Genomic DNA, 25,750 nt, shown 5'->3' with positions numbered 1-25,750 from the left:
TCCGGTAAAGCCGCGCAGACGATACGACAGCGCCGGCATTTCGCCTGGTGGGCGGGCTCGATTAGCTGTCGTCAAGTCCCAGCCTCTAGGCTGCGCTCTGGCCCTCGCGGTGGCCCGGATTGCACCGCTCCAACGTTGCACCCACCCGAGGACACCCTTGATGGCGATCGCCGATGTCTCCACCTACTTGCATCTCAGCAGCGCAGACGTCGAAGAGATCGCCTATGAACTCGACGTGATCCGCCGAGACATCGAGGAATCGCTCGGGGCGAAGGACGCGGCCTACATCCGGCGGGTGATCCATTTCCAGCGCGCGGTCGATGTCGCGGCGCGCCTGATGATCGCCGGCAGTCGGTCGAAGACCGGTTGGTTGGTGGGAACGTGCGCGCTGGCATATGCGAAGTCCATCGAGAACATGGAACTCGGCCACAACATCTCCCATGGCCAGTGGGACTGGATGAACGACCCCGAAATCCACTCCACTACCTGGGAGTGGGACATGGTCGGGCAGTCCGCGCAGTGGCGATACTCGCACAACTACCGGCATCACGTGTACAGCAATGTCCTCGGCATGGACGAGGACATCGGTTACCGCCTGCACCGGGTCACCACCGACCAACCGTGGCGCTGGGTCCATCTCGCGACTCCGGTGCGAAACCTGGTGCTGGCCGCGATGTTCGAGTGGGGCATCGCTCTGCATGGCCTGCACTCCGAGCGTCTCCGGCACGAGACGCCAGACGGCCTCGCCGTGGAGAAGCGGAACTTCCGCGACAAGATCGTGCGGCAGCTCGCCAAGGACTATGTGTTCCTGCCCGCCCTGAGCCTGCGCCGGTGGCGTCGGACTCTGGCAGCCAACATCACCGCGAATGTGCTCCGGAACCTGTGGGTGTACGTGAACATCATCTGCGGGCACATTCCCGACGGCACCGAGACTTTCGACCCGGCGGTGGTCAAGGACGAGACCAAAGGCGAATGGTATCTCCGGCAAATGGTCGGGACCGCAAACTTCAACGCGGGCCCGCTGCTGGCGGTCTCGGGCGGTCACCTGTGCTATCAGATCGAGCACCACCTGTTCCCCGACCTGCCGAGCAACCGCCTACCGCAGATCAGCGTTCGCGTCCGGGAACTGTGCGAGAAGTACGACCTGCCCTACAACACCGCATCGCTTCCGCGCCAGTATTTCCGGACGCAACGGATCATCCACGGGTTGGCGTTTCCCGACTGGATGCTGAGCATCGGCCGGCGCCGCCGCAATTAGGCGTTCGCCCTGTCCGGAGACGAAGATCTACGGGTCGATGTGGTCGGAGTGCGGTGTGTGGCCGGTGCCCTGTTCGATCACCCGACGCAGGAGGGTCTTCAGCTGCTCCTGCTCCTCGTCGCTGAGTACGCCGAACACCCGCTCATGGGCGGCGACCGCGTCGGCGACAACGGCCGAGGCCACCGCCCGGCCTTCGTCGGTCAGGAAGACCTGCAGGATGCGCCCATGCTGGGGGTCCTGCTTGCGTTCGATCAGGCCGCGCTTTTCCAGCGCGGTGAGCGCGAGCTGTACACCTTGCGGGGTGATCAGCAGCCGACGGGCCAACTCCGCACCGGAGAGGCCCGGTTGGTTGCTCAACTGGCGCAGGACACCGATCTGGGCGGTGGTGACCCCATGTTCTTTCACCGACTCGTTGACCTCGGTGAGCGAGAAGTAGAAGGCCTGTTTGAGCCACCACAAGGTGTTCTCGGTCAGATCCATCCTCGTCTCCTGCCACACGCGTCACCTCGACGCTAGCGCACCCGCGTGTTTGACGATGTTTCCGTCCTTCATCACGAACCGGACATCGAGGGTGGTCGCGATGTCCACGCCGGGATCACCCGCGACGGCGATGACGTCGGCCAGGTATCCCGGCGCCAGCTGTCCCAGTTCGTCGGCGGCATCGACCAGGTCCGCGGACACCGTCGTCGCGGCCTGCAACGCCTGCATCGGGGTCATGCCGCGTTCGACGAGCGCGCACAACTCCTTGGCGTTCTCGCCGTGCGGGATCGCCGGGGCGTCGGTGCCGCAGGCGATCCGAACTCCGGCGGCAATCGCCTTGGGCAGCATCGATTTCGCCCGTGGGAACACGTCGAGCGCCTTCTTGCGCAACTCGGGTGCGATTCGGTCGATCGCCATCGCATCGGTCAGATAGGTGGTGGACACCAGGAACGTGCCGTGGTCGACCATCATCTGAATCGTCTCGTCGCTCGCCAGGAATCCGTGTTCGATGCAGTCGATGCCGGCGCGGATGCACGCCTGGATAGCGGTGTCCCCCACGGCGTGCGCGGCGACCTTGACACCGGCCCGGTGGGCCTCGTCGGCGATCGCGGCGAACTCGGCGTCGGAGTACTGCTGGGCACCCGGTGCGGTGCTGTGCGACATCACGCCGCCCGAGGCCGACACCTTGATCAGCTTGGCGCCGTGGCGGATCTGGTAGCGCACACACGCGATGACGTCCGGTACCCCGTTGGCGATACCCTCGGCCACCGACAGCGGCATGATGCCCGGGGCCAGTCGCTGGAACACGGTGGGATCGAGGTGCCCGCCGTACGGGGTGACGGCGTGGCCGGCCGGATAGATGCGCGGCCCTTGATGCCAGCCCTGGTCGATGGCCCGCTGCAGTGCGACGTCGAGGAGATAGCCGCCGGTTTTGACCATCAGGCCCAGGTTGCGCACGGTGGTGAACCCGGCGTCTAGCGTGGTGCGGGCGTTCACCGCACCACGCAGCGTCCGGTAGGCCGGATCGTCCTGTACACCGTGCATCGGGGTGGGCAGCCCGCCGGGATTGCCCGGCCCGCCGATGAGCAGGTTGAGTTCCATGTCCATCAGCCCGGGCAGCAGGGTGACATCGCCCAGGTCGATGATCGTGGCCGAATCGGGCAGTGGGCCTCCCGGATTGATCGCCGCGATGCGGTTGCCCTCGACGACCACGACCGCCGGAGAACGGACCTGCCCGGCGGCCGCGTCCACCCAGCGGGCGGCGCGCAGAACCGTCGTCCCGGTTTCAGCCTGCGTCACGGCACCGGCTCGGCGACGCAGTCCAGCGAAGTCGCACCGGAATCCGGGACCCGTGGCTGTTTCCAGCACTCCACCGGGAACGACACCGTCACCATCGAATACAGCAGGTGCATCAGGTTGAGCACATCCTCGGGCAGGTCGTCGAGGCTGAACTTGTCGCAGAAGCTGATCGCTTCCTCGGCTCGCGGCGTGATCGCGTCATAGAACGCCTGCATCTCGGTCATGGTGCTGTCCATCCGCTTGCCGTAGCGCTGCGGCTCACTGGACAGGCACCAGTCTGAAAACTGTTCGAGGTCGGCGAATTCGGCCGGCAGTTTGGCGCTCATCGATTTCACACTCCTGCGGTCTTGCGCTGGTAGTCCTCGATCCATGCCGCCGTCTCCTTGTGCAGGTGGCGGAGCAGGATCTCCTGATCGCAGAGCAGGAACTCGTCGACCACGCGGGTCTCGATCGAGCTCTGGGTCGCCTCCAGGGTGTTGGCGTCCTGCAGGCCGTACTCCTTGAAGGAGACCGCGGCCAGTTCCTGGGCCAACCGCTCGCGCGGTGTGCGCGGCTGTGGGAAGTACAGCGTGCATTCGAAGGTGTGCGTGTTGAACGACGTCGGCCAGTAGTGATAGGTCAGATACCAGCCCTGGCCCCAGAACAACATGACGAAGTTGGGGAACAGCTGGAACGAGTCCAGCCCCCACGGATCACACTTGGCCGGGTTGAGCCCGGCCGGCATCTCACCGAGATCCGGTTTGTCCCATGGCCCGAAAAGCCCGCTCTGGCAGATGTCTTCGATGGGCTTGCGCATTTCGTCGGCCATCTCCCAGGCCCGCACACCTGAGGTGCTGACCAGCCGGTGCGGACCCTCAAGGCGGTAGTGCGGTGCTTCGAAGCCGGCCTCCGCGGCGGCCTTCGAGTAAGCGGTCGGCGATTGGTTCGCGTGCAGGATCGGGGCGTGGTAGAACTCCTGGAAAGCGTCCATGTAGAGCTTCCAATTCGCCTTCACCTCAGAGCGATACGTGAACCGCGAAGTCATCTTGTCGAACGGATAGCCCTCCAGATCGGTGATCATCGGGCCAAGGAATTCACGCAGGGACTGCTCGGGAGTCTTGGCGAAGTTGACGAAGATGAACCCTTCCCACACGTCGCAGTGCACCGGGACCAGGCCGTAGCGGCTCTTGTCGAGGTCGAAGAATTCGCCTTCCTGCTGGACGAAGGTCAGCTCACCGTCCAGGTCGTAACGCCAGGCGTGGTACTTGCAGGTGAACTGCCGGCACACCCCGCTGGTCTCCTCCAGCGGCATGTCATCCCACACCAGCTTGTTGCCGCGGTGGCGGCAGACGTTGTGGAAGGCCTTGACCTCGCCGGACTTGGCGCGCACCACGATGATCGAGGTGTTGGCTGCCTTCATCTCCCGGGTGAAGTAACTGCCCTTGCGTGAAAGCTGTTCAACGCGTCCGACATTCAGCCAGGCGCGTTTGAAGATCGCCTTGCGCTCCAGTTCATAGATCTCGGGGCTGATGCAGTCCTCGTACGACACCGGGCCGGTGCCCAGCTCCGGGTAGTGCTGAGTCCAGCTGCCTTCAGCCGGCTTGGGAAACCGAGCCATGCCCGCTCCTCTGCGATGTGATTCGACCGGCGATTCCGACATGGGCTGCGGACGCCGACCAGGGCCTCAGGCTCGACGGTAGACGGCGGTTCCCTCAATGACAAGTAGTTGATACTGTGGGGGAACTGAGGCGGAAGGATCCGAATGGATCAGCATCTTGGCGAGTACCTCGGAGTAGAGGCCGACTGGTCGTTGGACGGCGATCCCGGCGACACGATCGAGGTGATCTCGCCGCATACGGGACATCCCATCGCCCGCGTGGTGGCGAGCCGGCCGGCCGATGTCGACGCGGCGGTGGCCGCCGCCCGCGCGGCCATCGACCAGGGGCCCTGGCCACGTCTGGATCCGGCGGAACGGATCGCCGTGGTGCGCCGCCTGGCCGATCTCTATGCGCAGCGACGCGGCGAGATGGCTCAACTGATCTCGGCCGAGATGGGTGCGCCGATCAGTTTTGCCCAGCGCGCACAGGTCGGACTTCCGGTGATGATGATGCCGGCGTTCTGCGACCTCGCCGAGGCGTACCCGTGGCGCGAAGCCCGGCCCGGCTTCTTCGGATCCGACGTCCACATACGCAAGGAGCCGGTGGGCGTCGTTGCGGCCGTCGTGCCCTGGAACATGCCGCAGTTCCTGATCATCGCCAAGCTGGTGCCCGCTCTGCTCGCCGGATGTGCGGTGGTGCTCAAGCCGGCACCTGAATCCCCTTTGGATGCCCTGCTTTTGGCAGACATGCTCAAGGAGGTCGGTCTACCGGACGGCGTTGTCACGGTGGTACCGGGAGACGCGGGCGTCGGTGCCCACCTGGTGGGCCATCCCGGCGTCGACAAGGTCTCGTTCACCGGCTCCAGTTCGGCGGGCCGCGCCGTCGCCGCCGCGGCCGCGGCCAATCTGACCAAGGTGAGCCTCGAGCTCGGCGGTAAGTCGGCAGCCATCGTCCTCGATGAAGCCGACCCCGAAACCGTTGCCGCCGGCGTCTGCTCGGCCAGCCTGTCCAACAGCGGCCAGATCTGCAATGCGCTGACCCGCATCCTGGTTCCCGCGGCGCGCGAGCAGGAGTTCGTCGAAGCCCTGGCCGCCCGGATGACCGCACTCGTCGTCGGTGATCCCGCCGATCCCGCCACGGAGCTGGGGCCGCTCGTCTCGCGGCGGCAGCAGCAACGCGTCCGCGACTACATCGACCTCGGGCGACGTGAGGGCGCCCGGCTGGCGTGCGGGGGGTCCGATGTGCCCGACGGTCTCGACACCGGCTGGTATGTGCCGCCCACGCTGTTCACCAGCGCGAACAATTCGATGCGGATAGCGCGCGAGGAGATCTTCGGCCCCGTGCTCACCGTGATCGGGTATCGGGACGAGGACGAAGCGGTCGCGATCGCCAACGACTCCGACTACGGCTTGGCCGGCTCGGTGTGGACGGCCGACGCCGACCGCGGCGTCCGCGTCGCCGAACGTGTACAAACCGGCACTTTCGGGGTAAACCAGGGGTACACAATGGATCCGTTCGCACCGTTCGGCGGCATCAAGGACAGCGGATACGGCCGGGAACTCGGCCGCGAAGGCCTTGAGGGCTATCTCGAGACAAAGTCCATCGCCGTCGCAACCGCACGTTGAGGGGACGAACATGACCGCAACAGTGTCGACCACGTCGGCCGAGCGAAAGCCCGCCGCCGAACGCATCGCGGTGCGCTGCGTCGATTCCGATGTGCACCCCGTGCCCCGCCGCGGCGTGCTGGGGGAGTACATCCCGGAGCCGTGGCGCAGCAGGTATTTCGGGACCCACGATGTCGGGGAGCTGATCTATTACGACGCGCCCGACTACGCGCACGCCTACGCGATGCGCACCGACACCTTTCCCGCCGACGGTGAATTCGCTGGCAGCGACCCGGATCTGGCCTTCCGGCAACTGATCATGGAGGCCGGCGCCGACATCGCGATCCTGGAGCCCGCGGCGTACTCGGCTCACATTCCCGAGGCCAATCACGCAATGAACTGCGCGCTCAACGACTGGCAGGCCAACCACTGGCTGGACAGTCACAACAACTGGCATGAGCGGTGGCGCGGTTCCATCTGCCTGGCCGTCGAGGCGCCGGAGCTCGGGGCGCGGGAGATCGAACGGTGGGCCGGGCATCCCTACATGGCGCAGATCCTGATCAAGGCCGAGCCGCGGCCGTCGTGGGGCGACCCGAAGTACGACCCGATCTGGGCCGCGGCCACCAAGCACGACATCACCGTGAGCTGCCACCTGTCCCGCGGTGAATACGACGAGCTGCCGCTACCGCCGGTCGGATTACCCAGCTACAACCACGATTTCATGGTCACCTACTCACTGCTGGCGGCCAACCAGGTGATGAGCCTGATCTTCGACGGCGTCTTCGACCGCTTCCCGACGCTGCGCATCGTGTTCGTCGAGCACGCCTTCACCTGGATCCTGCCGCTGATGTGGCGCATGGATGCCATCTACGAGAAGCGCAAGAGCTGGATGGACATCAAGCGCAAGCCGAGTGAGTACGTCAAGGACCACATCAAGTTCACCACCCAGCCGCTGGACTACCCCGAGGACAAGACCGAACTGTCGCGCGCCTTCGAGTGGATGGAGTGCGACAAGATCCTGCTGTTCTCCAGCGACTACCCGCACTGGACCTTCGACGACCCCCGCTGGCTGGTCAAGCACCTACCCGAGCACGCGCGGGAAAACGTGATGTTCCGCAACGGGATTGCGACCTACAAGCTGCCCGACACGGTGCCGGTGCTCGAGGGACAGGTCCGGGTCTTCTAGGGCAGCTTGATCGCCGACACATACATGTCGACGATCGGCCGGTAGAGGTCGACGTCGTCGAGCTCGCTGCCCAGCACGACGGCGTCGCTGGTGGCGATGAGTACTTGGGCGAAGGTCGAGGCCGGAATCCGCAAGGTTGCTCCCCAGCGCTCCATCCCGGAGGCGATGAACTTGCCCAGCGCCTCGACGACTTCGGCGCGCTTGGCCGCCACCCGCTCCCGGGCATCGGGATTGCGGCGCAGGTAGAGCGTGAATTCGTGGCCGAGCGCGGCGTGGTCGGCACCCCGGTCACGGCTCAGCTCGCGCCAGCGTTTGGCAACCTCGTCGAGCTCGGCCGGCCCGACCTGGGTCGCACCGGACATCACCTCGGCGAAGTTGTCGAAATACCGCCGCCAGTATCTGTCGCTGACGGCGAGGAAGAGATCGTCCTTGGTGGCGAAGTGCTTGTAGATGGCTCCCTTGGTGTAACCGGCGGCGCGGGCGATGTCATCGAGTGTGGCTGGTGCGAAACCTTTCTCGGCGAACACCTCCTCAGCGGCATCGAGCAGCACTGAGCGGGTGTGCTCAAGTCTGCGTTCCCGGGTCCAGCGCTCCGCCATGGCCAAATTCTGCCACAGAATCTGAGTGACCTATTGGAATCTCAGATACCAGTGAGTATATTTTGCACAGTTGGTCGGCTCCGCGCCGCCGACTGCATCCACGATCGTCAAGGGGAAACCGATCATGAGTGATCTGTCGAAGAAGCCCGTCATCACCGAGGACGTCAGCGGGATCGCTGCACTCGAAAAGCAAGGCCCGTCGTCATCCAACGCGTTCAAGATCTGGGCCACCGTCGGCGGTTTGGTTCTCGCGCTGACGCTGTATCTGTTCGTCCGATGGGTCACCGGCCCCTATTTCGAGCCGGTGTCGGGCGGCCCGAGCGAGCCGCCGCTGTACATGAAGATCCCGCTGATGGCCAACGCGGTGGTGCTCTGGGTCGGCCTGCCAGTTGCCTTGTGGTACTTCATCATCAGGCCCTGGGTGCGGGAGAGGCGAATCACCCTCGACGGCATGCTGCTGGTGTCGATGGGGTTGATGATGTTCCAGGACCCGATGCTCAACTACTACAGCACCTGGTGCACGTACAACGCCTGGCTGTTCAACCGGGGTTCATGGGCGCCCTACATTCCCGGCTGGGTGGCCAACGAAGAGCCGGGGCATACCGTGCCCGAGCCGCTGCTGACCAACATCCCCGGCTACGCCTACGGTGTCTTGCTGATCACCATCGTCGGCTGCTGGCTCATGCGCAAGATCAAGAACCGCTGGCCCGGGATCAGCAACCTGCGCCTGATCCTGGTCACCTATGGCATCGCCTTCGTCTTCGACTTCGTGATGGAGGCGCTGGTCATGCTGCCGATCGGGTTCTACTCCTATCCCGGTGCCATCCAGTCGCTCTCGTTCAACGCCGGCACCTACTACCAGTGGCCGATCTACGAGGGCCTCATGTGGGGCGGCGTCCAGGCGGCGCTGTGCTGCTTGCGCTTCTTCACCGATGACCGGGGGCATACCGTGGTGGAACGCGGAATCGACCGACTCCGAGGGGGTTTCGTCAAGCAACAGTTCGTCCGATTCCTGGCGATCTTCGGCGGTGTCAGCGCGTGCTTCTTCCTCTTCTACAACGTTCCGGCCACGTGGCTCGGCACGCAGGCCGATGCGTGGCCCGAAGACGTGCAGAAGCGCTCGTACTTCAACCCCGGCATCTGCGGCGAGGGAACTGACCGACCATGTCCGAACCCTGATCTGCCGTTACCGACCCATCGTTCGGGGTACGTCAACCATGACGGTGAGCTCGTGCTGCCGGATGGGGTGAGCATCCCACCCGTCGTGCCGATCATTCAGGGCGAACAGCGATGACGGTCAGTAAGTTTCGGCCGGTCACCGAATCGGGCACACAGCCACCGTTCTACCGGACGGCGGGCCGGGAGGTCGAGACCTTCCACGCGGCCGCCCGTCGCGGCGCCCCGGTGCTGCTCAAGGGGCCCACCGGGTGCGGAAAGACTCGTTTCGTCGAGGCGATGGCGCACGAACTCGGTCGTGAGCTCATCACGGTCGCCGGTCACGAGGACATGACATCGGCTGATCTGGTGGGACGCTTCCTGCTCAAGGGCGGCGAAACCGTCTGGGTGGACGGCCCGTTGACCAGAGCGGTGCGAGAGGGCGCCATCTGCTATCTCGACGAGATCGTGGAGGCACGTCAGGACACGACGGTGGTCATCCATCCGCTCGCCGACCACCGGCGTGAGTTGCCCATCGACCGGCTGGGCACCAGTTTGCCCGCGGCGCCCGGCTTTCAATTGGTGATCTCATACAACCCCGGCTACCAAAGCATCCTGAAGAGTCTCAAAGATTCGACCCGTCAGCGGTTCGTCGCGATCAGTCTGGACTTCCCGACTGCCGAGATCGAGACCGAGATCGTCGCTTGGGAGGCGCGAATCGATTCGGCTACCGCTGGATCGCTGGTCGCCCTCGGAAACGCAATCCGCCGTCTCGACGGCTCCGCACTGAGCGAGGTGGCCTCGACGCGCATGCTGATTCTCGCCGGCGGTCTCGTAGCCGAGGGACTCAGCCTGCGCGACGCTGTGCAGTCCGCCGTGGTGGAGGTACTGTCGGACGATCCCGACATCATCCGAAGCCTCGGAGAACTCGTCGACGCAGTCCTGCCGCGGCCGTGAGCACCGGCCTCCCGGAACCGCACCACTTCTGTCTGCTGGCCGGTTTCCTCGCCGGGCGCCCGGTCGACGTGGCCGTGGGGCCCGCGGACGAGCCCGCGTACACCGACGGGCGGGTCGTCTTCGTTTCGGCGAATGCCGACCGGGATCGGCAGCGTCGCGAGGTACTTGTCCAGAGCGCACTCCTCGGAGCCGGGAGCCTCGACGGTCAGTACATCAAGCGGCTGCGGGCTCGGCCCTCGCTTGCGCGCCGCTATCTGGGGCTCGAAGGCCATCGTGTCCTGGCCGAACTCGGCCCGCGGATCGCCCTGGCGGCATCGGTCGCCCCCGCCTCGGCGACGCAGTCGGCCAGTTGCGAGGAATCGTTGCAGATCGCGTTGGGGAGAACCGAACTCGATGCGCCGCCGGATTGGTTCGGCACGATCAAACCGTCCAAACTGATCCGCGCTCGCGGCGAACCGGGTTCACCGGCGGCCGATGCCGACGTCGGGATGAACGTCGCGTACACCGACCCGTCCGAAATGGATGAGGACGATGACGACGCCGGACCGGCAGAGAAGAGTTGGATCCTCAAACTGTTCGAGGCTCCCATCGGTATGCAGGCTCCCGTGAAATTCTTGCGCACCCTCTTCGGCAGCTCGCACTCCACCGGAAGCGAGGGCGCCGGCGGCGAGGTGGGGGTGGGCTCGATACGACGGACCTCGCGCGTCGGGGTGAACGCGCGGCCGATGCCGACCCCGATTCGCTTCGTCGATGCTGACAGGCCCGGTGCGGCGCTCACGGTCGGCGGCGCCCTGTATCCGGAATGGGACGCCTTCGGCAGGCGGTATCGGGAGAACTGGTGCCGCGTGATCGATTATCCGATCACCGCCCCGGCGGACGTCTCCACCGTTCGGGTGGCGCGCGATGCGGTGCTGCGTCGCAGGCTGGCACGAGTCGGACTCGGGCCCAAAGTGTTGCGTGCCCGTGCCGATGGTGACGACGTGGACATCGAGGCCGTGATCGGCCTGTCCGTCGATTTGCGCTCAGGTCATTCCCCGCCCGAGCATGTGTACACCGAGCGCCGCCGGCTCGCGCGTAACCTCGGTGTGCTCATCCTCGTCGACGCATCGGGGTCGGCGACCGACGCCGACGGCGAAGGCCTTGCCGTCCACGATCACCAACGCCGCGCGGCGGCGACGCTGGCGGTGACGCTCGAGGAACTCGGTGATCGGGTGGCTGTCTACGGCTTTCGTTCACAGGGCCGCCGCGCGGTGCACCTGCTCGCCGTCAAGACCTTCGGGCAGGGCTTCGGCGCTCGCGAACGGGCCCGGCTCAGCCAGCTGCAGCCGTTCGGCTATACCCGCCTGGGCGCCGGAATCCGCGGCGCCGGTGAGATCCTCAAAACCCAAGCGGGAACGCCACATCGGCTGTTGATCGTGCTCTCCGACGGCTACCCGTACGACGACGGCTATGAAGGTCGGTACGCCCAGGCCGACACCGCCAAGGCGCTCGAAGAGTTGCGCGCAGACGGCGTGGCGTGCCTGTGTCTGTCGATCGGTACCGACGGTGATGCCGACGCACTCGACCGCGTCTTCGGACCGGCCAGTCACGCCGGCGCCGCGACGCTGTCCGAGCTGAGCCCGCGGATGGATGAGCTGTTCCAGTCCGCGCTGGCCGAGCTGGCCGCTCCGAAGCCGCGGTGAACCGTCCCCAGATCAGCGCAGTACCGCACCCGGGTTGAGGATGCCCTGCGGGTCCAGGGCATTCTTGATCCGGCGGGTCAACGCCATCACGTCGTCGCCGAGTTGTAATGGCAGCCAATCCCTTTTGAGCCGGCCGATGCCGTGCTCACCGGTGATGGTGCCGCCCATGGCGATCGCCAGTTCCATGACCCGGGCGAATGCCTGCCGGGCACGTTCGCTCATATCGGGATCTTCGGCGTCGAACACCACCACCGGGTGGGTGTTTCCGTCGCCGGCATGCGCGACGACGCAGATCAGCACGTCGCAGTCCTCGGCGATGCGTTTGATGCCGGCCACCAATTCCGGCAGATCCGGGATCGGGACGGTGACGTCCTCGAGGTAGAACGTGCCCAGTTGCATCAGGGCCAGGCCCACCAGCCGGCGGGCCGCGGTGAATGCGGCGCCCTCTTCGGCGTCGTCGGTTGCGTAAACCTCGGTGGCCCCGGACTTCTCGCAGGCCGCCACGATGTGGGCGATCTCCTCGGCGGCGGCGCCGGGTGCATCTGATTGCACCAGCAGCATCGCCTGTGCCGAGCGGTCCAGACCCATGCGGCGGTAGTCCTCGACGGCGTTGATGGTGGCGTGGTCCATCAACTCCAACATGGACGGCCGCACCTTGTCGGTGATGGCCACCACCGCGTCGGCGGCATCCTCCACCGAACTGAACAGCGCGACCGCCGTCGAAGCCGGGGGTTGGGCCGGGATCAGCCGCAAGGTGAGTTCGGTGATCACTCCCAGGATGCCCTCGGAACCGACGAACAATTTCGTCAACGACAGGCCGGCAACGTCTTTCAATCGTGGGCCGCCCAACCGTACGGCGGCGCCGTCGGCCAGCACCACCTGCATGCCGAGCACGTAATCACTGGTGACCCCGTACTTCACACAGCACAACCCGCCGGCATTGGTCGCCGCGTTCCCGCCGATCGAGGAGATCTCGACCGAGCCCGGGTCGGGTGGGTACCACAGCCCGTACTCGGCGGCCGCCTTCTTCACCTCGGAGTTCATCAAACCGGGTTGCACCACCGCGGTGCGGCTCGCGGTGTCGATGTGGATGTCGCGCATCCGTTCGGTGCTGAGGATCAGCCCGCCGTCGACCCCGTTGGCGCCGCCGGCCAGCCCGGATCCCGCGCCCCGGGGCACCACTGGAACGCCGTGCGCACTTGCCCACCGCAGCACGGCCTGGACATCTTCGGTGCTGCCGGCCCGGACCACGGCGCGTGGTCGGCCGGCTTCGGGGTCGAGGGCGGCGTCGCGTCGATAGCCCTCGATCACGGCGGGATCGGTGATCACCGCATGGTCAGGCAGTTCGGCGACCAGGGCGGCGATCTCGGTGTCCGGCGTGGACATCTGAGAAATTCTAGTAAGCCGAAGCGACGTCGTCGTCCAATTCGTCCTCTCCGAGGACAGTGGTGCTCTGGGCCCTGACCCGGGCCCAGTTCAGGAATTCGGAGACGGCATCGGCGGTGTAGTGCCCACGTGGTGAGCCGAAGACGTCGAATGCGTGCTGGGCGTGCGGAATCTCGGCGTAGATCACCGGGGAGTTCGACACTTCCCGCAGTGCCTTGACGAACTCACGGCCTTCACGCACCGGGATCAGCGAGTCGTTGACCCCGTGCAGCACGAAGAACGGTGGCGCATCGGGGTGTACCAGCGTGATCGGTGAGGCGTCCTTGTAGACCTGATCGTTGCCGTCCAGCGGCAGCTTGACGATGAGCCGCTCGAGGATCTCGACGAACTCCTGGCGTCCGGCACCGGTGGTGCTGAACCAGTCGTAACGGCCGTATACGGGCACCGCGGCGGCCACCGAGGTGTCGGCGTCCTCGAAGCCTGGCTGCCACTTGGGGTCGTTCGGGGTCAGCGCGGCCAGCGCGGTCAGGTGTCCGCCGGCCGATCCGCCGGTGATGCACACCGCGTCAGGGTCGCCGCCGTACTCCGCGATGTTGGCCTTCACCCAGGCCAGCGCCTGCTTCACGTCGATGATGTGGTTCGGCCACGGGTGGCGCGGGCTGATCCGGTAGCCGATCGACACGCAGATCCAGCCTTGCTCGGCCAGGTGGCTCATCAGTGGATAGGACTGCGGCCGGCGCATGCCGATCATCCAGGCCCCGCCCGGCACCTGCAGCAGCACCGGCGCCTTGCCGTCCCGCGGCAGGTCCGGGCGCATCCAGATGTCGGCGAGGTTGGCCCGATGCGGGCCGTAATGCACCGTCTTGCGCACGTAGCGGCGTCGGCTCATCGAGGTGGAGTACACCTCGCCGCGCCGCAGGGGGCGCAGGGCTGACGGGTACTCGTCGGCGAGCGCCTCGCGTACCGGATCCTCGAAGTACGAGCGCGACTGCACGTTGCGACGATGCACCAGCACCAGCAGTGCCCAGGAAATCACCTTGAGAAGCAAGGAGATTCGGCCGCTCGCCGACCGATAGTCACCACGGATGGCCCGGCGCAGTGCATCGAGGGCCGAACCGCTGATCACCAGCGGTGCGTTCTCCGAGGTCGGCCAGCCGAAAGCGAAGGCCAGCACGGTGCTGTAGCCCCTGCGTCCGATCGGTTTCACTGCGTTGGCAGCGTTGAGCAGCTCGACAGCGGCAAGGAGCAGCCGCCTTCTTAGTCCAAGATGGCGGTCAGCCATTCACCTTCTCCTGGAGCTGGCGTCGGTCGATCTTGCCGGTGCTGTTGCGGGGCAACTCATCGAGCACGGTGATCTCCCGCGGCACTTTGTAATTGGCGAGGTTCTCTCGAACATACGCTTTCAAATCGTCGGGAGTGGCCTGGCTATCGGAGCCGGAGGGCACCACGAATGCGACGAGCCGCTGCCCGTATTGCGCGTCGTCGACGCCGATCACCGCGGCCTCGCCGACCTCGGGATGGCCGGCCAGGACCTTCTCCACCTCGATCGGGTAGACGTTCTCGCCGCCGGAGACGATCATCTCGTCGTCGCGGCCCACCACGAACAACCGGCCGGCCTCATCGAGGTAGCCGACATCGCCCGAGGACATGAACCCCTCGTGGAAATCTTTTGTCGTGCCGGATGTGTAGCCGTCGAACTGGGTCGAGTTGCGCACGTAGATGGTGCCCACCTCGCCGGTGGGGACCTGGCGGAAGTCGCTGTCGAGAATGCGAATCTCGGTGCCTTCGGCGGGTTTACCCGCGGTGTCGGGCGCGGCACGCAGATCGGCCGGTGTCGCGGTGGCGATCATGCCGGCCTCGGTGGCGTTGTAGTTGTTGTAGATGATGTCGCCGAAGCGGTCCATGAACGCGATGACGACGTCGGGACGCATCCGCGAACCGGAGGCCGCGGCGAACCGCAGCGAGCGCCCGTCATAGCGACGCAGCACGTTCTCGGGCAGTTCCATGATCCGGTCGAACATCACCGGCACCACGCACAGGCCCTTGGCTCGGTGCCGGTCGACGAGCTCGAGCGTGGCCTCGGGATCGAACTTGCGCCGGGTGACGATGGTGCAGGCCATCGACGCCGCGAAGGCCAGCTGGGAGAAACCCCAAGCGTGGAACATCGGCGCCACGATCACAACCCGTTCTTCGGTGTGCCACGGGGTGCGGTCCAGGATCGCCTTGAGCACCTCGGGTCCGCCGCCGGAATGCTTGGCGCCCTTGGGAGTACCGGTGGTACCCGAGGTCAGCAAGATCACCTTGCTCTTCTCGGATGCGCGGCGCGGCTGGGCACCGCGATGCTGCTCGACCAGTTTCGCGACGGTGAGATCGTGGGCGTGGGTGTCGGTCCAGGCCACGATCCGCGCGGCGCTGGGCCGGTCGGAGAGGGCCGAGGCGGCGGTGCCGGTGAATTCCTCGTCGTAGATGACGGCGTCGACCGCTTCGCGGTTGACCACCTCGGCCAGCGCCGGGGCGGCGAACGACGTGTTGAGCAGCAGTACGTCGGCACCGATGCGGTTGGCCGCGATCAGGGACAGCACGAAGCCGCGGTGATTGCGGGCCATGATGCCGAGCACCTTCGGCTCACCACCGGGCAGTGCCTGCAGGCCGGCCGCCAGGGCGTCGGCTTGCTGGTCGACCTGCTGCCAGGTCAGCGTTCCGAGCTCATCGACCAGGCCGGGCCGGTTCGGGCAGCGCTGCGCCGCGGCCGCGAAACCCGAAGTGACGCTCATGTTCTCGCGGGCCATGGCCGCGGCGATGCGCAGGTACTTGTCCGGGCGCATCACCGTGATGATTCCGGCGCGGCGCATGGTGGCCACCAGACCGGCGGTGTCGGTGACTCGGTCCAGCGGTCCGGTCAGCAGATCGAGCGGGTTCACCGGCGCTCAGCCGATCACCGGGAAGCGGCGCTCGTCGGCCAGCTCGTCCAGCGCGCGCTGCATCACCCGGCGGACGTGCGCGTCGACCTCGTCGATATCGGGGTTCTCGCCGTATTCGGCGGCGATGTCGATCGGTGGCAGCGTCGTCATCACGATCTTGGACGGCAACGGCACATTGAGCGGCAGAACCGCCGACAGGCCGAATGGGAAGCCGAACGACACCGGCACGATCTTGGTGCGGGCCATCCGGGCGATCGGGCCGAGGGCCTTGGCGATCTCGGTGCCGCGGGACAGGAACAGCTGGGTCTCCTGGCCGCCGATCCCGACCATCGGCACGATCGGCACGCCGGCGTTGATCGCGGCCTTGATGTAACCGGTGCGCCCGGCGAAGTCGATCTTGTTCGCCGACAAGGTCGGTCGGTACACGTCATAGTCGCCGCCAGGGAACACCACGACCACACCGCCCGAGCGCAATGCCTCGTCGGCGTTCTCGTGGTTGGCCCGGATGAATCCGGTCTTCTTGAAGAAGGCCGCGGTCGGGCCGGTCATCAGCATGTCGTGGCTGAGGGTGTACACCGGGCGCTCGAAACCGAACTTCTCGTAGAAGCCCGTCGCGAACACCGGCACGTCCAGCGCGAACAGACCGCCGGAATGGTTCGAGACCACCAGGGCTCCGCCGTTGGGGAAGCTGTCCAGCCCGCGCACCTCCGCGCGGTGATAGCCCTTGATCAGCGGCCGCAGTAAGCCCATGACCTTCTCGGTCAGGCCCGGATCCCATTTGGTGATTTCGGACGGGTCGATGTCGGTCGCGGCCACAGGGTCCCCCTATGTGGATTGGAACGTGTTCTAGTTTTGCTAGTGTACCCAGGTCGAGGTAGAAAAACCCATTCGCTTCACAGGTTCGCCTACCTACCGATGAGTAGCTGCGGTCAATCCTCTCAAAACCACAGGTCGCGTGGCGTCGCTATGAGTTCAGCTCCCTGACCTCGTCGCCGACATTGCGCCGGGCCTGCTCTTCCCACCGCTCCCGGCCCTCCTCGGTGTGGAAGATCGGTCCGTCGAGCAATGCCTCGAGTACCCCGGCCCGCGCCGGCCGGAACACGTCGTCGGGGACCGACGCGTACTCCTCGCGGACAGCGTCGACGTACTGCCGGTAGCGCAGCGCCGGCGCCCCGAGCACCGACAGGTCGGCATCGCTGAGCACCGCCGCGTTGACGTCGTCGGCGTCGACCTTGTGTGACTTCGTGGCCAGCACCAGTCGAGCGACTTCGTCGCGGTCAGGGGATTCGGCCAGCAGTTGGCGGGCCAACGCGGCGGAGCGGTCCTCGTTGTCGTCACGACCGATCTCGTAGATCGCGTCGTGGAACCACGCCGCGAGTTCGACGGCCTCCCGGTCGAACTGCAGACCGTCCTCGGCAAGGATGCCGATCGCGTCGAGCACTTCGCGCAGGTGCGCGACGTTGTGGTGCTTGCGGTGCGGTTCGGACCAGCGGGCCAGCAGGTCTTCCCGTAGTCGCTCGGTGAGATGTGCAGCCATGGGGCCAGTGTCCTCCGAGTTTGACCTCAACCACCGTTGAGGCACCATCATTGGCGATCATGGGACCAGACCTCACCGCGTACTTCGACCGGATCGGCCTGCAGGGTCCGGTGGCAGCCGATGTCGACGCGCTGCACAATGTCGTCGCCGCGCACGGCCGTTCGATCCCGTTCGAGAACCTCGACCCACTGCTGGGCATCCCGGTCGCCGATCTGGGTGCAGAGGCGTTGGCGGACAAGCTGATCACCCGGCGCCGCGGTGGTTACTGCTATGAGCACAATGGCCTGCTCGGTTACGTCCTGGACGAGCTTGGCTATGGCGTCGAGCGGCTGGCCGGGCGGGTGGTCTGGATGAAGCAACCCGGCGCGCCGTTGCCCGCGCTCACCCACAACGTGCTCGCCGTGACGGTTCCCGGAGAGGCCGGCCGTTTCCTGGTCGACGTCGGTTTCGGCGGACAGACGTTGTCGTCGCCCATCCGGCTGCAGACCGGTGCGGTGCAGCAGACCCGCCACGAGCCCTATCGGCTGACTGAGCTGCCCACTCAGGGCGCACCGGAATACGAACTGGCCGCACAGGTCCGCGGGCAGTGGCAGCCGCTGTACCACTTCTCCGCGGTGCCGCAACCGCGCATCGACCTGGAAGTCGGAAGCTGGTATGTGTCAACGCATCCCGGCGGCATCTTCGTCGTGGGCCTGACCGCGGCCCTGGTCACCGACGAGGCCAGGATCAACCTGCGCGGCCGGAACCTGGCCGTCCACCACCGCGACGGGACGGAGAAGATCCGCTTCGACACCGCCACGCAGGTGCTCGATGCGCTCACCGAGCGGTTCGGGGTGAACCTGTCCGATCTCGACGGTGTCGACGTCGAGGCGCGGGTGGCGCAAGTGCTCGACAGCTGAGCCGGCCGGGCAACCACAGCAGGAAAAGTCATGTTCCTGCGCTCGGCGGCCGACCATACTCGGTGAACGTGGAGGAACAACCGAACGGGCGCGACCGGCTGCGCGAATTGCTCGACGCCGTTGTCGACGACGAGAACGCGGGGGTCGGCGACATGGCCCGCAGCAGTTACGCGTCGGAGTTTCATTTCTCCCGCCAGGTGCGCAGGCTCACCGGCGAACCGCCTGCGGCACTGCGCCGACGGGTCATGCTGGAGCGCGCGGCCTGGCGGCTGCAGCAGGGTGCCGGGGTCGCCGAGGTGGCCGAGAGCGAGGGCTGGTCTTCGGCCGAGGTGTTCTCCCGGGCGTTCCGCCGCGCGTTCGGTGTTCCGCCGTCGCGTGCCGACGACGTGGGGTTCCGCTTGAGCGCTCCCAACGGGGTGCACTTCCATCCGCCACAGGCGCTGTGGTGCGATGCGGATCCGGGGGAGGCGGCCGGTCCGGATATCGCCCAGTTCATGCTCGTGCACGATGTCGCCGACACCGAGTACCTGATCGGTGCCGCCGCGAGGTTGTCCGAACAGCAATGGACCCAGGAGATCTCACCAGGACAGGTGGTGTTGGACTGGGATGGGCCGGAGGCCAGCGTTGCGGCCGTGCTCGGCGCGATCGTGTGGACCAAAGAGGTCTGGCTGGCCACGATCGAGGGCCGGGATTTTCCCTCGCGGGCCACCACCAGTCAGGCGGCGGCCGAGCACCTCGCCGCGCACCACCGGGTCATCGGGAAGCGCTGGACCACACTGATATCGGAGTACTCGGCCGCGGGTCGGCTGGGCGACACCGTGATCGACGCGCTGTGTGACCCACCGGAATCCTTTCAGCTGTACGGGATCATCGCGCACGTGCTGACCTACTCGGCGCACCGGCGTGCGCTGGTGCGGAGCATGCTGGCCCGTCATGGTGCCGAAGTCGACCGGGGTGACCCATTGGAATGGATGAGGAAGGACTGACCGGTGAAGACCGTGTACTACACCGCATCGAGCCTGGACGGCTTCATTGTGGATACCGACGACAGTCTCGACTGGCTGATCACGCGGAACATCGACCAGCAAGGCCCGTTCGGCTACGACGAATTCATCGAATCCGTTGGCGCACTGGTGATGGGCGCGGCGACCTACGAGTGGATCGTGAAGAACCAACCCGACGAGTGGATGTACGACCAGCCGGCGTGGGTGCTGACCCACCGGCCGCAGATCATCGCCGACGGGCATCCGGTTCAGGTGTTCTCCGGCGAGGTCGCCGAACTGCATCCGAAGACGGTCGAGGCCGCGTCGGGCAAGGACGTCTGGGTGGTCGGTGGAGGAGAGGTCGCCGCGCAGTATGTGGCGGCCGGGCTGATCGACGAGATGATCGTCTCCTATGCGCCCTGCACGTTGGGGGCGGGTTCGCCGGTCCTTCCGGTTCGTTCCGAATGGGCGCTCGCCGAATCGGCCCCCAACGGTGATTTCCTCTGTGCCCGCTGGGTCAGGGCGCAGACGCCCGGCTGAGCCTCGGCACGCCGTTGCGGCGGACGAATTCCCTTGATTTAACTAGGAATTCGAGCTGACGGGCGACATCGTGCAACGGTTCGGCCGTCTTCGACGACCGGCACAGCACCACGGCACCCTCCAGGGCGGCGATACACATCACCGCCAGTGAGGACGCGTCCGAGTCGTCGAAGCCGTCGGCGGTGAACGCCGCGGTCAAGGAGGTGCGCCAACGATCGAAGATGGCGGCGGCGGCCTCGGCGAGGTCGGGCTCCTCATCCGGTGCGGCGATCGCCACCGCAACCACCGGGCAGCCGGCGGTGAAGTCGCTACCGGTGAGCACGCGGTCCCAGAATTCGATGAACCGGTGCACCAGATCCCATGCGCTGTCCGAGGTTTCGGTGCCGATGACGCCACCGATCGTGTCCGCGGCGAACTGGAGCGCATCGATCAGGATCTGGCGCCGCCCTCCGGGAAAGTGGTGATACACCGATCCGCGCGGCGCGCCGCTGCGGGCGAGTACCTCATCGATCGTGACGCCGGAGGCGCCGCGTTCACGGAGCACCTCGACCGCGCTGCGCAGCATGCGGGCGCGGGTGGAGCCACGCTTGTTCCGTGGCCTGGTGACGGTGTCAGGCGACCCGGTCATGAAGGAACTGCGAGGAACAGCGAAGAAGCATCCGGGGGGTGATGGTGCGCACCGGGGTGTGTGGGGTGCGGACCCGACGGGTGAACCGGTGACCGGCGAGGTTGAGTTCAACGACCCACATCGCGCACCGCCCTTCTATGACCTCCACCATAGAAACGATGGAATCCTCGGTTGTTGTCGAGTATCTAACGAACGTGCCTGCGGGCAAAATACTAGCAGGTTAACTGCTCCTGAACAGGTCCACCGTCCCGTGGTGCAGCGGTGCAAAATTATGATGCCTTGCATAATTTGGCGAGCGGGCGTTGACTGCCCGTATGACCTCCGATCCGGCCCTGGAAACCCTCACGCTGCAGCGGGACGGCCACGTCCTGCTGATCGGACTGAACCGTCCGGCGAAACGCAACGCATTCAACGTCGCCATGCTCACCGACCTCTCGCTCGCCTACGGGCTGCTCGAATCCGACGAGGACCTGCGTGTCGGCGTGCTGTTCGCCCATGGCGCCCATTTCACCGCGGGCCTCGATCTCGTCGACGTCGCACCGTATGTGGCCAGGGGAGACCTGCCCATACCCGACGGCGGACGTGATCCGTGGCGACTCGACGGCGACTGGACCAAGCCGGTCGTCGCTGCCGCTCAGGGCCGGTGCCTGACCCTCGGTATCGAACTGCTCCTGGCCGCCGACATTCGGATCGCAGCGCAGGACACCCGGTTCGCCCAGATCGAGGTGCTGCGCGGCATCTATCCGTTCGGCGGCGCCACCCTGCGGCTGCCACGGCAGACCGGCTGGGGCAACGCGATGCGATGGCTGCTGACCGGGGACGAGTTCGACGCGACCGAGGCGTACCGCATCGGGCTGATCCAGGAAGTCGCGTCAGACGCCGGTGCGGCCCTCGGCCGAGCTCGCACGATCGCGCACACGATTGCCGATCGCGCCGCGCCGCTCGGGGTTCGGGCCACCCTGGCCTCGGCGCACACCGCACACCGCGAAGGGGACGCGGTGGCGATCGAGCGACTCCGTCCGGTGGTTGCCGAGCTCTTCGGCACCGCCGATGCCGCCGAAGGCGTTCAGTCCTTCGTCGAACGGCGTGCGGCGAGCTTCCAGGGCCGCTGAGTTTCGGCGCGAACAGACGCGAATGTCCCGGAAAACCGTGGTCTTCCGGGACATTCGCGTCTCTTGGTGAGTTCTACTCCGGCGTGTAGCCAAACGGCAGCAGCACGCTCTTGGCCTGGGTGTAGGCGTCGATGCCCTCCGGACCGTTCTCGCGGCCGATGCCGGAGTTCTTGTACCCGCCGAACGGGGCGCCCGGATCGAAGGCGTACATGTTCACCGCGTAGGTGCCGGTACGGATCTTCGACGCGATCTGGACGGCCTTCGGGAAGTCCGTGGTGTAGACGCTGCCGGCCAGGCCGTACGGCGAGTCGTTGGCGATGCGCACCGCGTCGTCCTCGGTGTCGAACGGGATCACCACGAGCACCGGCCCGAAGATCTCCTCCTGGGCGATGGTCATCGAGTTGTCGACGTCGGCGAACACGGTCGGCTGCACGAACCAGCCCGAATCCAGGCCCTCGGGACGGCCGCCGCCGGTGACGATGCGCGCGCCCTCCTCGAGGCCTTTCTTGATGTAGCCCTCGACACGGTCGCGCTGCTTCTCGGAGATCAGCGGGCCGATCATCGATGCCGGGTCGTCGGGCAGACCGACCTGCATGGCGGCGACGGCTGCCGAGAGCTTCTCGACGATCTCGTCGTAGCGCGACCGCGGCGCCAGGATGCGGGTCTGGCCCACACAGGCCTGGCCGCAGTTCATCAGGCCGGAGAACACCAGCATCGGCAGCGTGGAGTCCACGTCGGCGTCCTCGAGGATGATCGCCGCGGACTTGCCGCCCAGCTCCAGCGTGCAGGGCTTGAGCTTCTCGGCGGCGATCTTGCCGATCTCCTTGCCGACGCCGCTGGAGCCGGTGAAGGTGAACTTGTCCAGCTCGGGGTTGGCCGTCAGGGCGCGACCGGTTTCGGGGCCACCCGGCACCACCGAGAGCACGCCTTCGGGCAGGCCGGCGTCGGCGAGCACCTCGGCGAACAGGTTGGTGGTCAGCGGGGTCTCACCGGCCGGCTTGAGCACCACGGTGCAGCCGGCGAGCAGGGCCGGGCCCAGCTTGTTGCAGGCCAGGAAGAACGGCACGTTCCAGGCGATGACGGCGCCCACGACGCCGATCGGCTCCTTGATGACCAGGGTCTGGCCGTAGATGCCGTCGCGGATGTCTTTCCAGTCGTACTTGTCGGCAGCGCCGGCGTAGTACTGCAGGCTGGACACACCCGCGCCGAACTGCATCATGTCGACGATGGTCGGCGGCTGGCCGGTCTCCAGCTTCAGCAGGTGCTTGAACTCCTCGGCCCGCGCGTTGATCAGCTCGACGGCCTTGGCCAGCACGGCCTGGCGCTCCTCGGGCGACATGTGGGGCCAGGGACCCTCGTCGAATGCCTTACGGGCGGCGGCGCACGCGGCGTTCACATCGGCTTCGGCCGCCAACGGAACCTGGCCGACCTTCTCGCCGGTCGCGGGGGAGAAGACCTCGATGACCTCGGAGGTCGAGGGTTCGACCCACTGGCCACCGATGAACAGCTTGTCGTATTCGGTCTTGGCGACAGTTGCGCTCTGTGTCATGAGCGTCACATTACCTAGATTTCCTAGAAAAACGAGAACCTGTTCCAGTGAATGGGTTAGGACGGCCGGAGAACTAGCACCAGATTGCTCACCAGGAACTCCCGCAACCCAGGCACCGATGTCATCCACCAGGCCCATCGTGGGTGGTAGCGGGGAAATGCGGCAATCAGCGCGCCGGTGCCGGCCGCCCACTGCAGACCGTCGGTCGCTGAAACGGCGAACAACGACGAGCCGTAGTCGTTCTTGGGTCGATGGCCGTGTTTGCGGGTGTAGCGTTCGGCGGCCCGGGCGCCGCCCAGATAGTGCGTCAGCCCCATCTCGTGGCCGCCGAACGGGCCGAGCCACACCGTGTAGGACAGCACCGCCAGCCCACCGGGCTTCGTCACGCGCAACATCTCGTTGCCGAGCCGCCATGGATGCCGCACATGCTCGGCGACGTTGGACGACAGGCAGATGTCGACACTGTCGTCGGCGAAGGGCAGGGCCATTCCGGAGGCCCGGACGAAAGTGCCCTCGGTCGCGTCCGCCGCCGGGCCCGCGTGCATTTCCCGAGGATCCGGCTCCACTCCGATGTAACGCAGGCCTGCGGCGTCGAACGCCGAGGCGAAGTAGCCCGGCCCGCCGCCCACGTCGAGCACCGTGCGTCCAGCTGCGGATTCACCGGTGGCCGCTGTCCACAGATCGGTGGTCATGGCGACGGTGTCGGCGGCCAGCGCCCCGTAGAAACGCGCCGGTTCGGTCTGCTCGAACCGGAACTGCGCCAACAGGCGCACCGACCGGCGCAGGGTCGCCCGGCGGGCGAAGCGCGCCGAGATGTCGCTGGGCTGCACCCGCCCAACTTACTGACCGGTACCCTCAACACGATGTCTGCCCGTCCTGACCCACGCCTTCGGAGCGTCCTGCTCCTGTGCTGGCGTGACACCGGGCATCCCCAGGGCGGCGGTAGCGAGGCCTATCTACAGCGCATCGGCGCCTGTCTGGCCGACGACGGCGTCGACGTCACGCTGCGCACCGCGCGCTACCCCGGGGCGGCCCGGCGAGAAGTGGTCGACGGCGTGCGGATCAACCGAGCCGGCGGGCCCTACAGCGTGTACATCTGGGCCGGCCTGGCCATGGTGGCCTCCCGCGTCGGCCTCGGGCCGTTGCGCAAGGTCCGGCCCGACGTGGTTGTCGACACCCAGAACGGGCTGCCGTTCCTGGCCCGGCTGGCCTTCGGCCGCCGGGTCGCGGTGCTCGTCCACCACTGCCACCGGGAACTGTGGCCGGTGGCCGGACCGATGAAGGGCCGCATCGGCTGGTTCGTCGAATCCAAGCTTTCCCCTCGGCTGCACCGCCGCAACCAGTACGTCACCGTATCCTTGCCCTCGGCCCGTGATCTCAATGAACTCGGGGTCGATTCCGGCCGGATTGCGGTGGTACGCAACGGGCTTGACGAGGCTCCCGGTCGCACTCTCGAGCTGCCGCGGTCGACCAGCCCGCGCCTCGTGGTGCTGTCGCGGCTGGTGCCGCACAAGCAGATCGAAGACGCCCTGGAGGCCGTCGCGGCACTGCGCACCGAGGTGCCGGGGCTGCACCTGGACATCCTCGGCGGTGGCTGGTGGCAGCAGCGGTTGATCGAGCACGCCGAGCTGCTCGGTATCACCGATTCGGTGACGTTCCACGGTCACGTCGATGAAGAGACCAAACATCGCGTGCTGCAGCAGAGCTGGGTGCATGTCCTACCGTCCCGCAAAGAAGGTTGGGGACTCGCCGTCACCGAGGCAGCCCAGCACGGCGTGCCGACCATCGGCTACCGCGCATCCGGCGGGTTGACCGATTCGATCGTCGACGGGGTCACCGGGCTGTTGGTCGAGGATCGCGAAGCCCTGGTCGCGGGCATCCGCCAGCTGTTGAGCGACCCGGTGATGCGCGTGCAGCTGGGAAGCAAGGCGCAGACCCGCAGCGACGAATTCTCCTGGCGGCTCAGTGCGGACGCGATGCGCACCGTGTTGGGATCGGTGCACGACGGCCAGTACGTCAGCGGACTGGTGTAATCGGCGCCGCAGTCATCACTCATCGGCATTCTTAGTAGTAAGGATGCTGGGGATGTCCAGCCGGGTGCCCGTTGCTTCAACTCGTCCACGTGCTCGCTGAAGCACCTCGTCGACGGTTGGTTTCGTCGCTGCGTCGATGAGCATTGCGAGCAGATACTCCTGGAGCGACCTGCCGTTGCGCGCGGCGCGGGCGGTAAGCGTGTCTCGCACCTCGTCCGGTACGTCGCGAATGGTGATCGCAACCATGCCGTCACGGTAGCCGGAATGCGTCTGGAGTGCAGCCAGGGCCGAAAGCAGTCCCGCGATTTTGCGGGGCAGTTGTCTGCCGCAAGTCGTATTCTGATCGGCTGGCTATCAGTTAGCTC

At 66.3% G+C, this 25,750-nt stretch carries 25 protein-coding genes; 11 read left to right on the top strand and 14 right to left on the bottom strand.

The window, feature by feature from the left end:
• The first annotated feature begins 160 nt into the window (after positions 1-160).
• Positions 161-1,258: a fatty acid desaturase family protein gene (locus tag BN2156_RS19160; RefSeq protein WP_090516558.1), complete on the top strand. Its 1,098-nt coding sequence runs from the start codon at positions 161-163 to the stop codon at positions 1,256-1,258.
• A 27-nt stretch (positions 1,259-1,285) separates the two neighbouring features.
• Here the strand turns inward: BN2156_RS19160 and BN2156_RS19155 are convergent, their stop codons facing one another.
• Genes BN2156_RS19155 through BN2156_RS19140 form a run of 4 tightly spaced genes read right to left on the bottom strand, consistent with a single transcriptional unit; the run spans position 1,286 to position 4,634 of the window.
• A complete protein-coding gene (locus tag BN2156_RS19155) occupies positions 1,286-1,738 on the bottom strand; it encodes a MarR family winged helix-turn-helix transcriptional regulator (RefSeq protein ID WP_090516557.1) in 453 nt (150 codons plus the stop codon).
• Positions 1,739-1,759: 21 nt separating this feature from the next.
• Positions 1,760-3,037 (bottom strand): metal-dependent hydrolase family protein, encoded by a 1,278-nt coding sequence (locus BN2156_RS19150; protein WP_090516556.1) that lies wholly within the window; start codon positions 3,035-3,037, stop codon positions 1,760-1,762.
• On the bottom strand, positions 3,034-3,363 hold the full coding sequence (locus tag BN2156_RS19145) for a hypothetical protein (protein ID WP_090517493.1): 330 nt from the start codon (positions 3,361-3,363) through the stop codon (positions 3,034-3,036). The genes BN2156_RS19150 and BN2156_RS19145 overlap by 4 nt, the downstream gene beginning before the upstream one ends.
• A gap of 5 nt (positions 3,364-3,368) precedes the next feature.
• Positions 3,369-4,634, bottom strand: coding sequence for an aromatic ring-hydroxylating oxygenase subunit alpha (locus tag BN2156_RS19140; protein WP_090516555.1), 1,266 nt, complete (start codon positions 4,632-4,634; stop codon positions 3,369-3,371).
• Between the two features lie 144 nt (positions 4,635-4,778).
• Here BN2156_RS19140 and BN2156_RS19135 point away from each other — a divergent pair, with 144 nt between their 5' ends.
• The gene (locus tag BN2156_RS19135; protein ID WP_090516554.1) at positions 4,779-6,239 is read left to right on the top strand and encodes an aldehyde dehydrogenase; all 1,461 of its coding nucleotides are present in this window, start codon (positions 4,779-4,781) and stop codon (positions 6,237-6,239) included.
• Between the two features lie 10 nt (positions 6,240-6,249).
• A complete protein-coding gene (locus tag BN2156_RS19130; RefSeq protein WP_090516553.1) occupies positions 6,250-7,404 on the top strand; it encodes an amidohydrolase family protein in 1,155 nt (384 codons plus the stop codon).
• Here the strand turns inward: BN2156_RS19130 and BN2156_RS19125 are convergent.
• Positions 7,401-8,003, bottom strand: coding sequence for a TetR/AcrR family transcriptional regulator (locus BN2156_RS19125; protein ID WP_090516552.1), 603 nt, complete (start codon positions 8,001-8,003; stop codon positions 7,401-7,403). The two genes, BN2156_RS19130 and BN2156_RS19125, sit on opposite strands and share 4 nt — an antisense overlap.
• A gap of 124 nt (positions 8,004-8,127) precedes the next feature.
• Between BN2156_RS19125 and BN2156_RS19120 the strand changes: the two genes are divergently transcribed.
• From BN2156_RS19120 to BN2156_RS19110, 3 genes are read left to right on the top strand one after another with little or no spacing between them, the layout of a single operon-like run.
• Positions 8,128-9,297 carry a spirocyclase AveC family protein gene (locus tag BN2156_RS19120; RefSeq protein WP_090516551.1) on the top strand — a complete coding sequence of 390 codons (1,170 nt, stop codon included), beginning with the start codon at positions 8,128-8,130 and terminating at the stop codon, positions 9,295-9,297.
• Positions 9,294-10,115, top strand: a complete 822-nt coding sequence (locus tag BN2156_RS19115) for a CbbQ/NirQ/NorQ/GpvN family protein (RefSeq protein WP_090516550.1) — start codon at positions 9,294-9,296, stop codon at positions 10,113-10,115. The genes BN2156_RS19120 and BN2156_RS19115 overlap by 4 nt, the downstream gene beginning before the upstream one ends.
• Positions 10,112-11,797 (top strand): nitric oxide reductase activation protein NorD, encoded by a 1,686-nt coding sequence (locus tag BN2156_RS19110; RefSeq protein WP_090516549.1) that lies wholly within the window; start codon positions 10,112-10,114, stop codon positions 11,795-11,797. The genes BN2156_RS19115 and BN2156_RS19110 overlap by 4 nt, the downstream gene beginning before the upstream one ends.
• Positions 11,798-11,809: 12 nt before the next feature.
• On the opposite strand, the gene BN2156_RS19105 is transcribed toward BN2156_RS19110, so the two are convergent.
• The 5 genes from BN2156_RS19105 to BN2156_RS19085 form a co-directional block, all read right to left on the bottom strand.
• Complete coding sequence (locus BN2156_RS19105) at positions 11,810-13,183, bottom strand: FAD-binding oxidoreductase (protein ID WP_090516548.1); 1,374 nt, start codon at positions 13,181-13,183, stop codon at positions 11,810-11,812.
• A gap of 10 nt (positions 13,184-13,193) precedes the next feature.
• A complete protein-coding gene (locus tag BN2156_RS19100) occupies positions 13,194-14,465 on the bottom strand; it encodes an alpha/beta hydrolase (protein WP_090516547.1) in 1,272 nt (423 codons plus the stop codon).
• The gene (gene fadD12, locus BN2156_RS19095; RefSeq protein WP_090516546.1) at positions 14,458-16,104 is read right to left on the bottom strand and encodes an acyl-CoA ligase FadD12; all 1,647 of its coding nucleotides are present in this window, start codon (positions 16,102-16,104) and stop codon (positions 14,458-14,460) included. Before fadD12 ends, BN2156_RS19100 begins: the two co-directional genes overlap by 8 nt.
• 6 nt (positions 16,105-16,110) lie before the next feature.
• Positions 16,111-16,920, bottom strand: coding sequence for a 1-acyl-sn-glycerol-3-phosphate acyltransferase (locus BN2156_RS19090; RefSeq protein ID WP_090516545.1), 810 nt, complete (start codon positions 16,918-16,920; stop codon positions 16,111-16,113).
• A gap of 148 nt (positions 16,921-17,068) precedes the next feature.
• Positions 17,069-17,641 (bottom strand): HD domain-containing protein, encoded by a 573-nt coding sequence (locus BN2156_RS19085; RefSeq protein ID WP_090516544.1) that lies wholly within the window; start codon positions 17,639-17,641, stop codon positions 17,069-17,071.
• A 59-nt stretch (positions 17,642-17,700) separates the two neighbouring features.
• Here BN2156_RS19085 and BN2156_RS19080 point away from each other — a divergent pair, with 59 nt between their 5' ends.
• From BN2156_RS19080 to BN2156_RS19070, 3 genes are all read left to right on the top strand, one after another.
• Positions 17,701-18,540, top strand: a complete 840-nt coding sequence (locus tag BN2156_RS19080) for an arylamine N-acetyltransferase family protein (protein WP_090516543.1) — start codon at positions 17,701-17,703, stop codon at positions 18,538-18,540.
• Positions 18,541-18,602: 62 nt separating this feature from the next.
• The gene (locus BN2156_RS19075; protein ID WP_162490889.1) at positions 18,603-19,526 is read left to right on the top strand and encodes a helix-turn-helix transcriptional regulator; all 924 of its coding nucleotides are present in this window, start codon (positions 18,603-18,605) and stop codon (positions 19,524-19,526) included.
• Between the two features lie 3 nt (positions 19,527-19,529).
• Positions 19,530-20,063 carry a dihydrofolate reductase family protein gene (locus BN2156_RS19070; RefSeq protein ID WP_090516542.1) on the top strand — a complete coding sequence of 178 codons (534 nt, stop codon included), beginning with the start codon at positions 19,530-19,532 and terminating at the stop codon, positions 20,061-20,063.
• On the opposite strand, the gene BN2156_RS19065 is transcribed toward BN2156_RS19070, so the two are convergent.
• Positions 20,041-20,691 carry a TetR/AcrR family transcriptional regulator gene (locus BN2156_RS19065; RefSeq protein ID WP_090516541.1) on the bottom strand — a complete coding sequence of 217 codons (651 nt, stop codon included), beginning with the start codon at positions 20,689-20,691 and terminating at the stop codon, positions 20,041-20,043. The two genes, BN2156_RS19070 and BN2156_RS19065, sit on opposite strands and share 23 nt — an antisense overlap.
• Before the next feature lie 314 nt (positions 20,692-21,005).
• On the opposite strand from BN2156_RS19065, the gene BN2156_RS19060 reads away from it, so the two are divergent.
• Complete coding sequence (locus tag BN2156_RS19060; protein ID WP_090516540.1) at positions 21,006-21,803, top strand: crotonase/enoyl-CoA hydratase family protein; 798 nt, start codon at positions 21,006-21,008, stop codon at positions 21,801-21,803.
• Between the two features lie 73 nt (positions 21,804-21,876).
• Here BN2156_RS19060 and BN2156_RS19055 read toward each other — a convergent pair whose 3' ends face one another.
• The gene (locus BN2156_RS19055; protein WP_162490888.1) at positions 21,877-23,352 is read right to left on the bottom strand and encodes an aldehyde dehydrogenase; all 1,476 of its coding nucleotides are present in this window, start codon (positions 23,350-23,352) and stop codon (positions 21,877-21,879) included.
• 56 nt (positions 23,353-23,408) lie between these two features.
• Positions 23,409-24,167: a class I SAM-dependent methyltransferase gene (locus tag BN2156_RS19050; RefSeq protein WP_407661743.1), complete on the bottom strand. Its 759-nt coding sequence runs from the start codon at positions 24,165-24,167 to the stop codon at positions 23,409-23,411.
• 48 nt (positions 24,168-24,215) lie between these two features.
• On the opposite strand from BN2156_RS19050, the gene BN2156_RS19045 reads away from it, so the two are divergent.
• A complete protein-coding gene (locus BN2156_RS19045) occupies positions 24,216-25,385 on the top strand; it encodes a glycosyltransferase family 4 protein (RefSeq protein ID WP_090516537.1) in 1,170 nt (389 codons plus the stop codon).
• Positions 25,386-25,400: 15 nt separating this feature from the next.
• Here the strand turns inward: BN2156_RS19045 and BN2156_RS19040 are convergent, their stop codons facing one another.
• Entirely contained in the window at positions 25,401-25,631 is a 231-nt protein-coding gene (locus BN2156_RS19040) for a FitA-like ribbon-helix-helix domain-containing protein (protein ID WP_090516536.1), read from the bottom strand.
• Positions 25,632-25,750 lie beyond the last annotated feature (119 nt).

It is taken from the genome of Mycolicibacterium neworleansense, assembly GCF_001245615.1.
Lineage (GTDB): Bacteria > Actinomycetota > Actinomycetes > Mycobacteriales > Mycobacteriaceae > Mycobacterium > Mycobacterium neworleansense.
The sequence above is the reverse complement of the archived record's forward strand: the minus strand, read 5'-3'. Positions and strand labels throughout refer to the sequence as shown.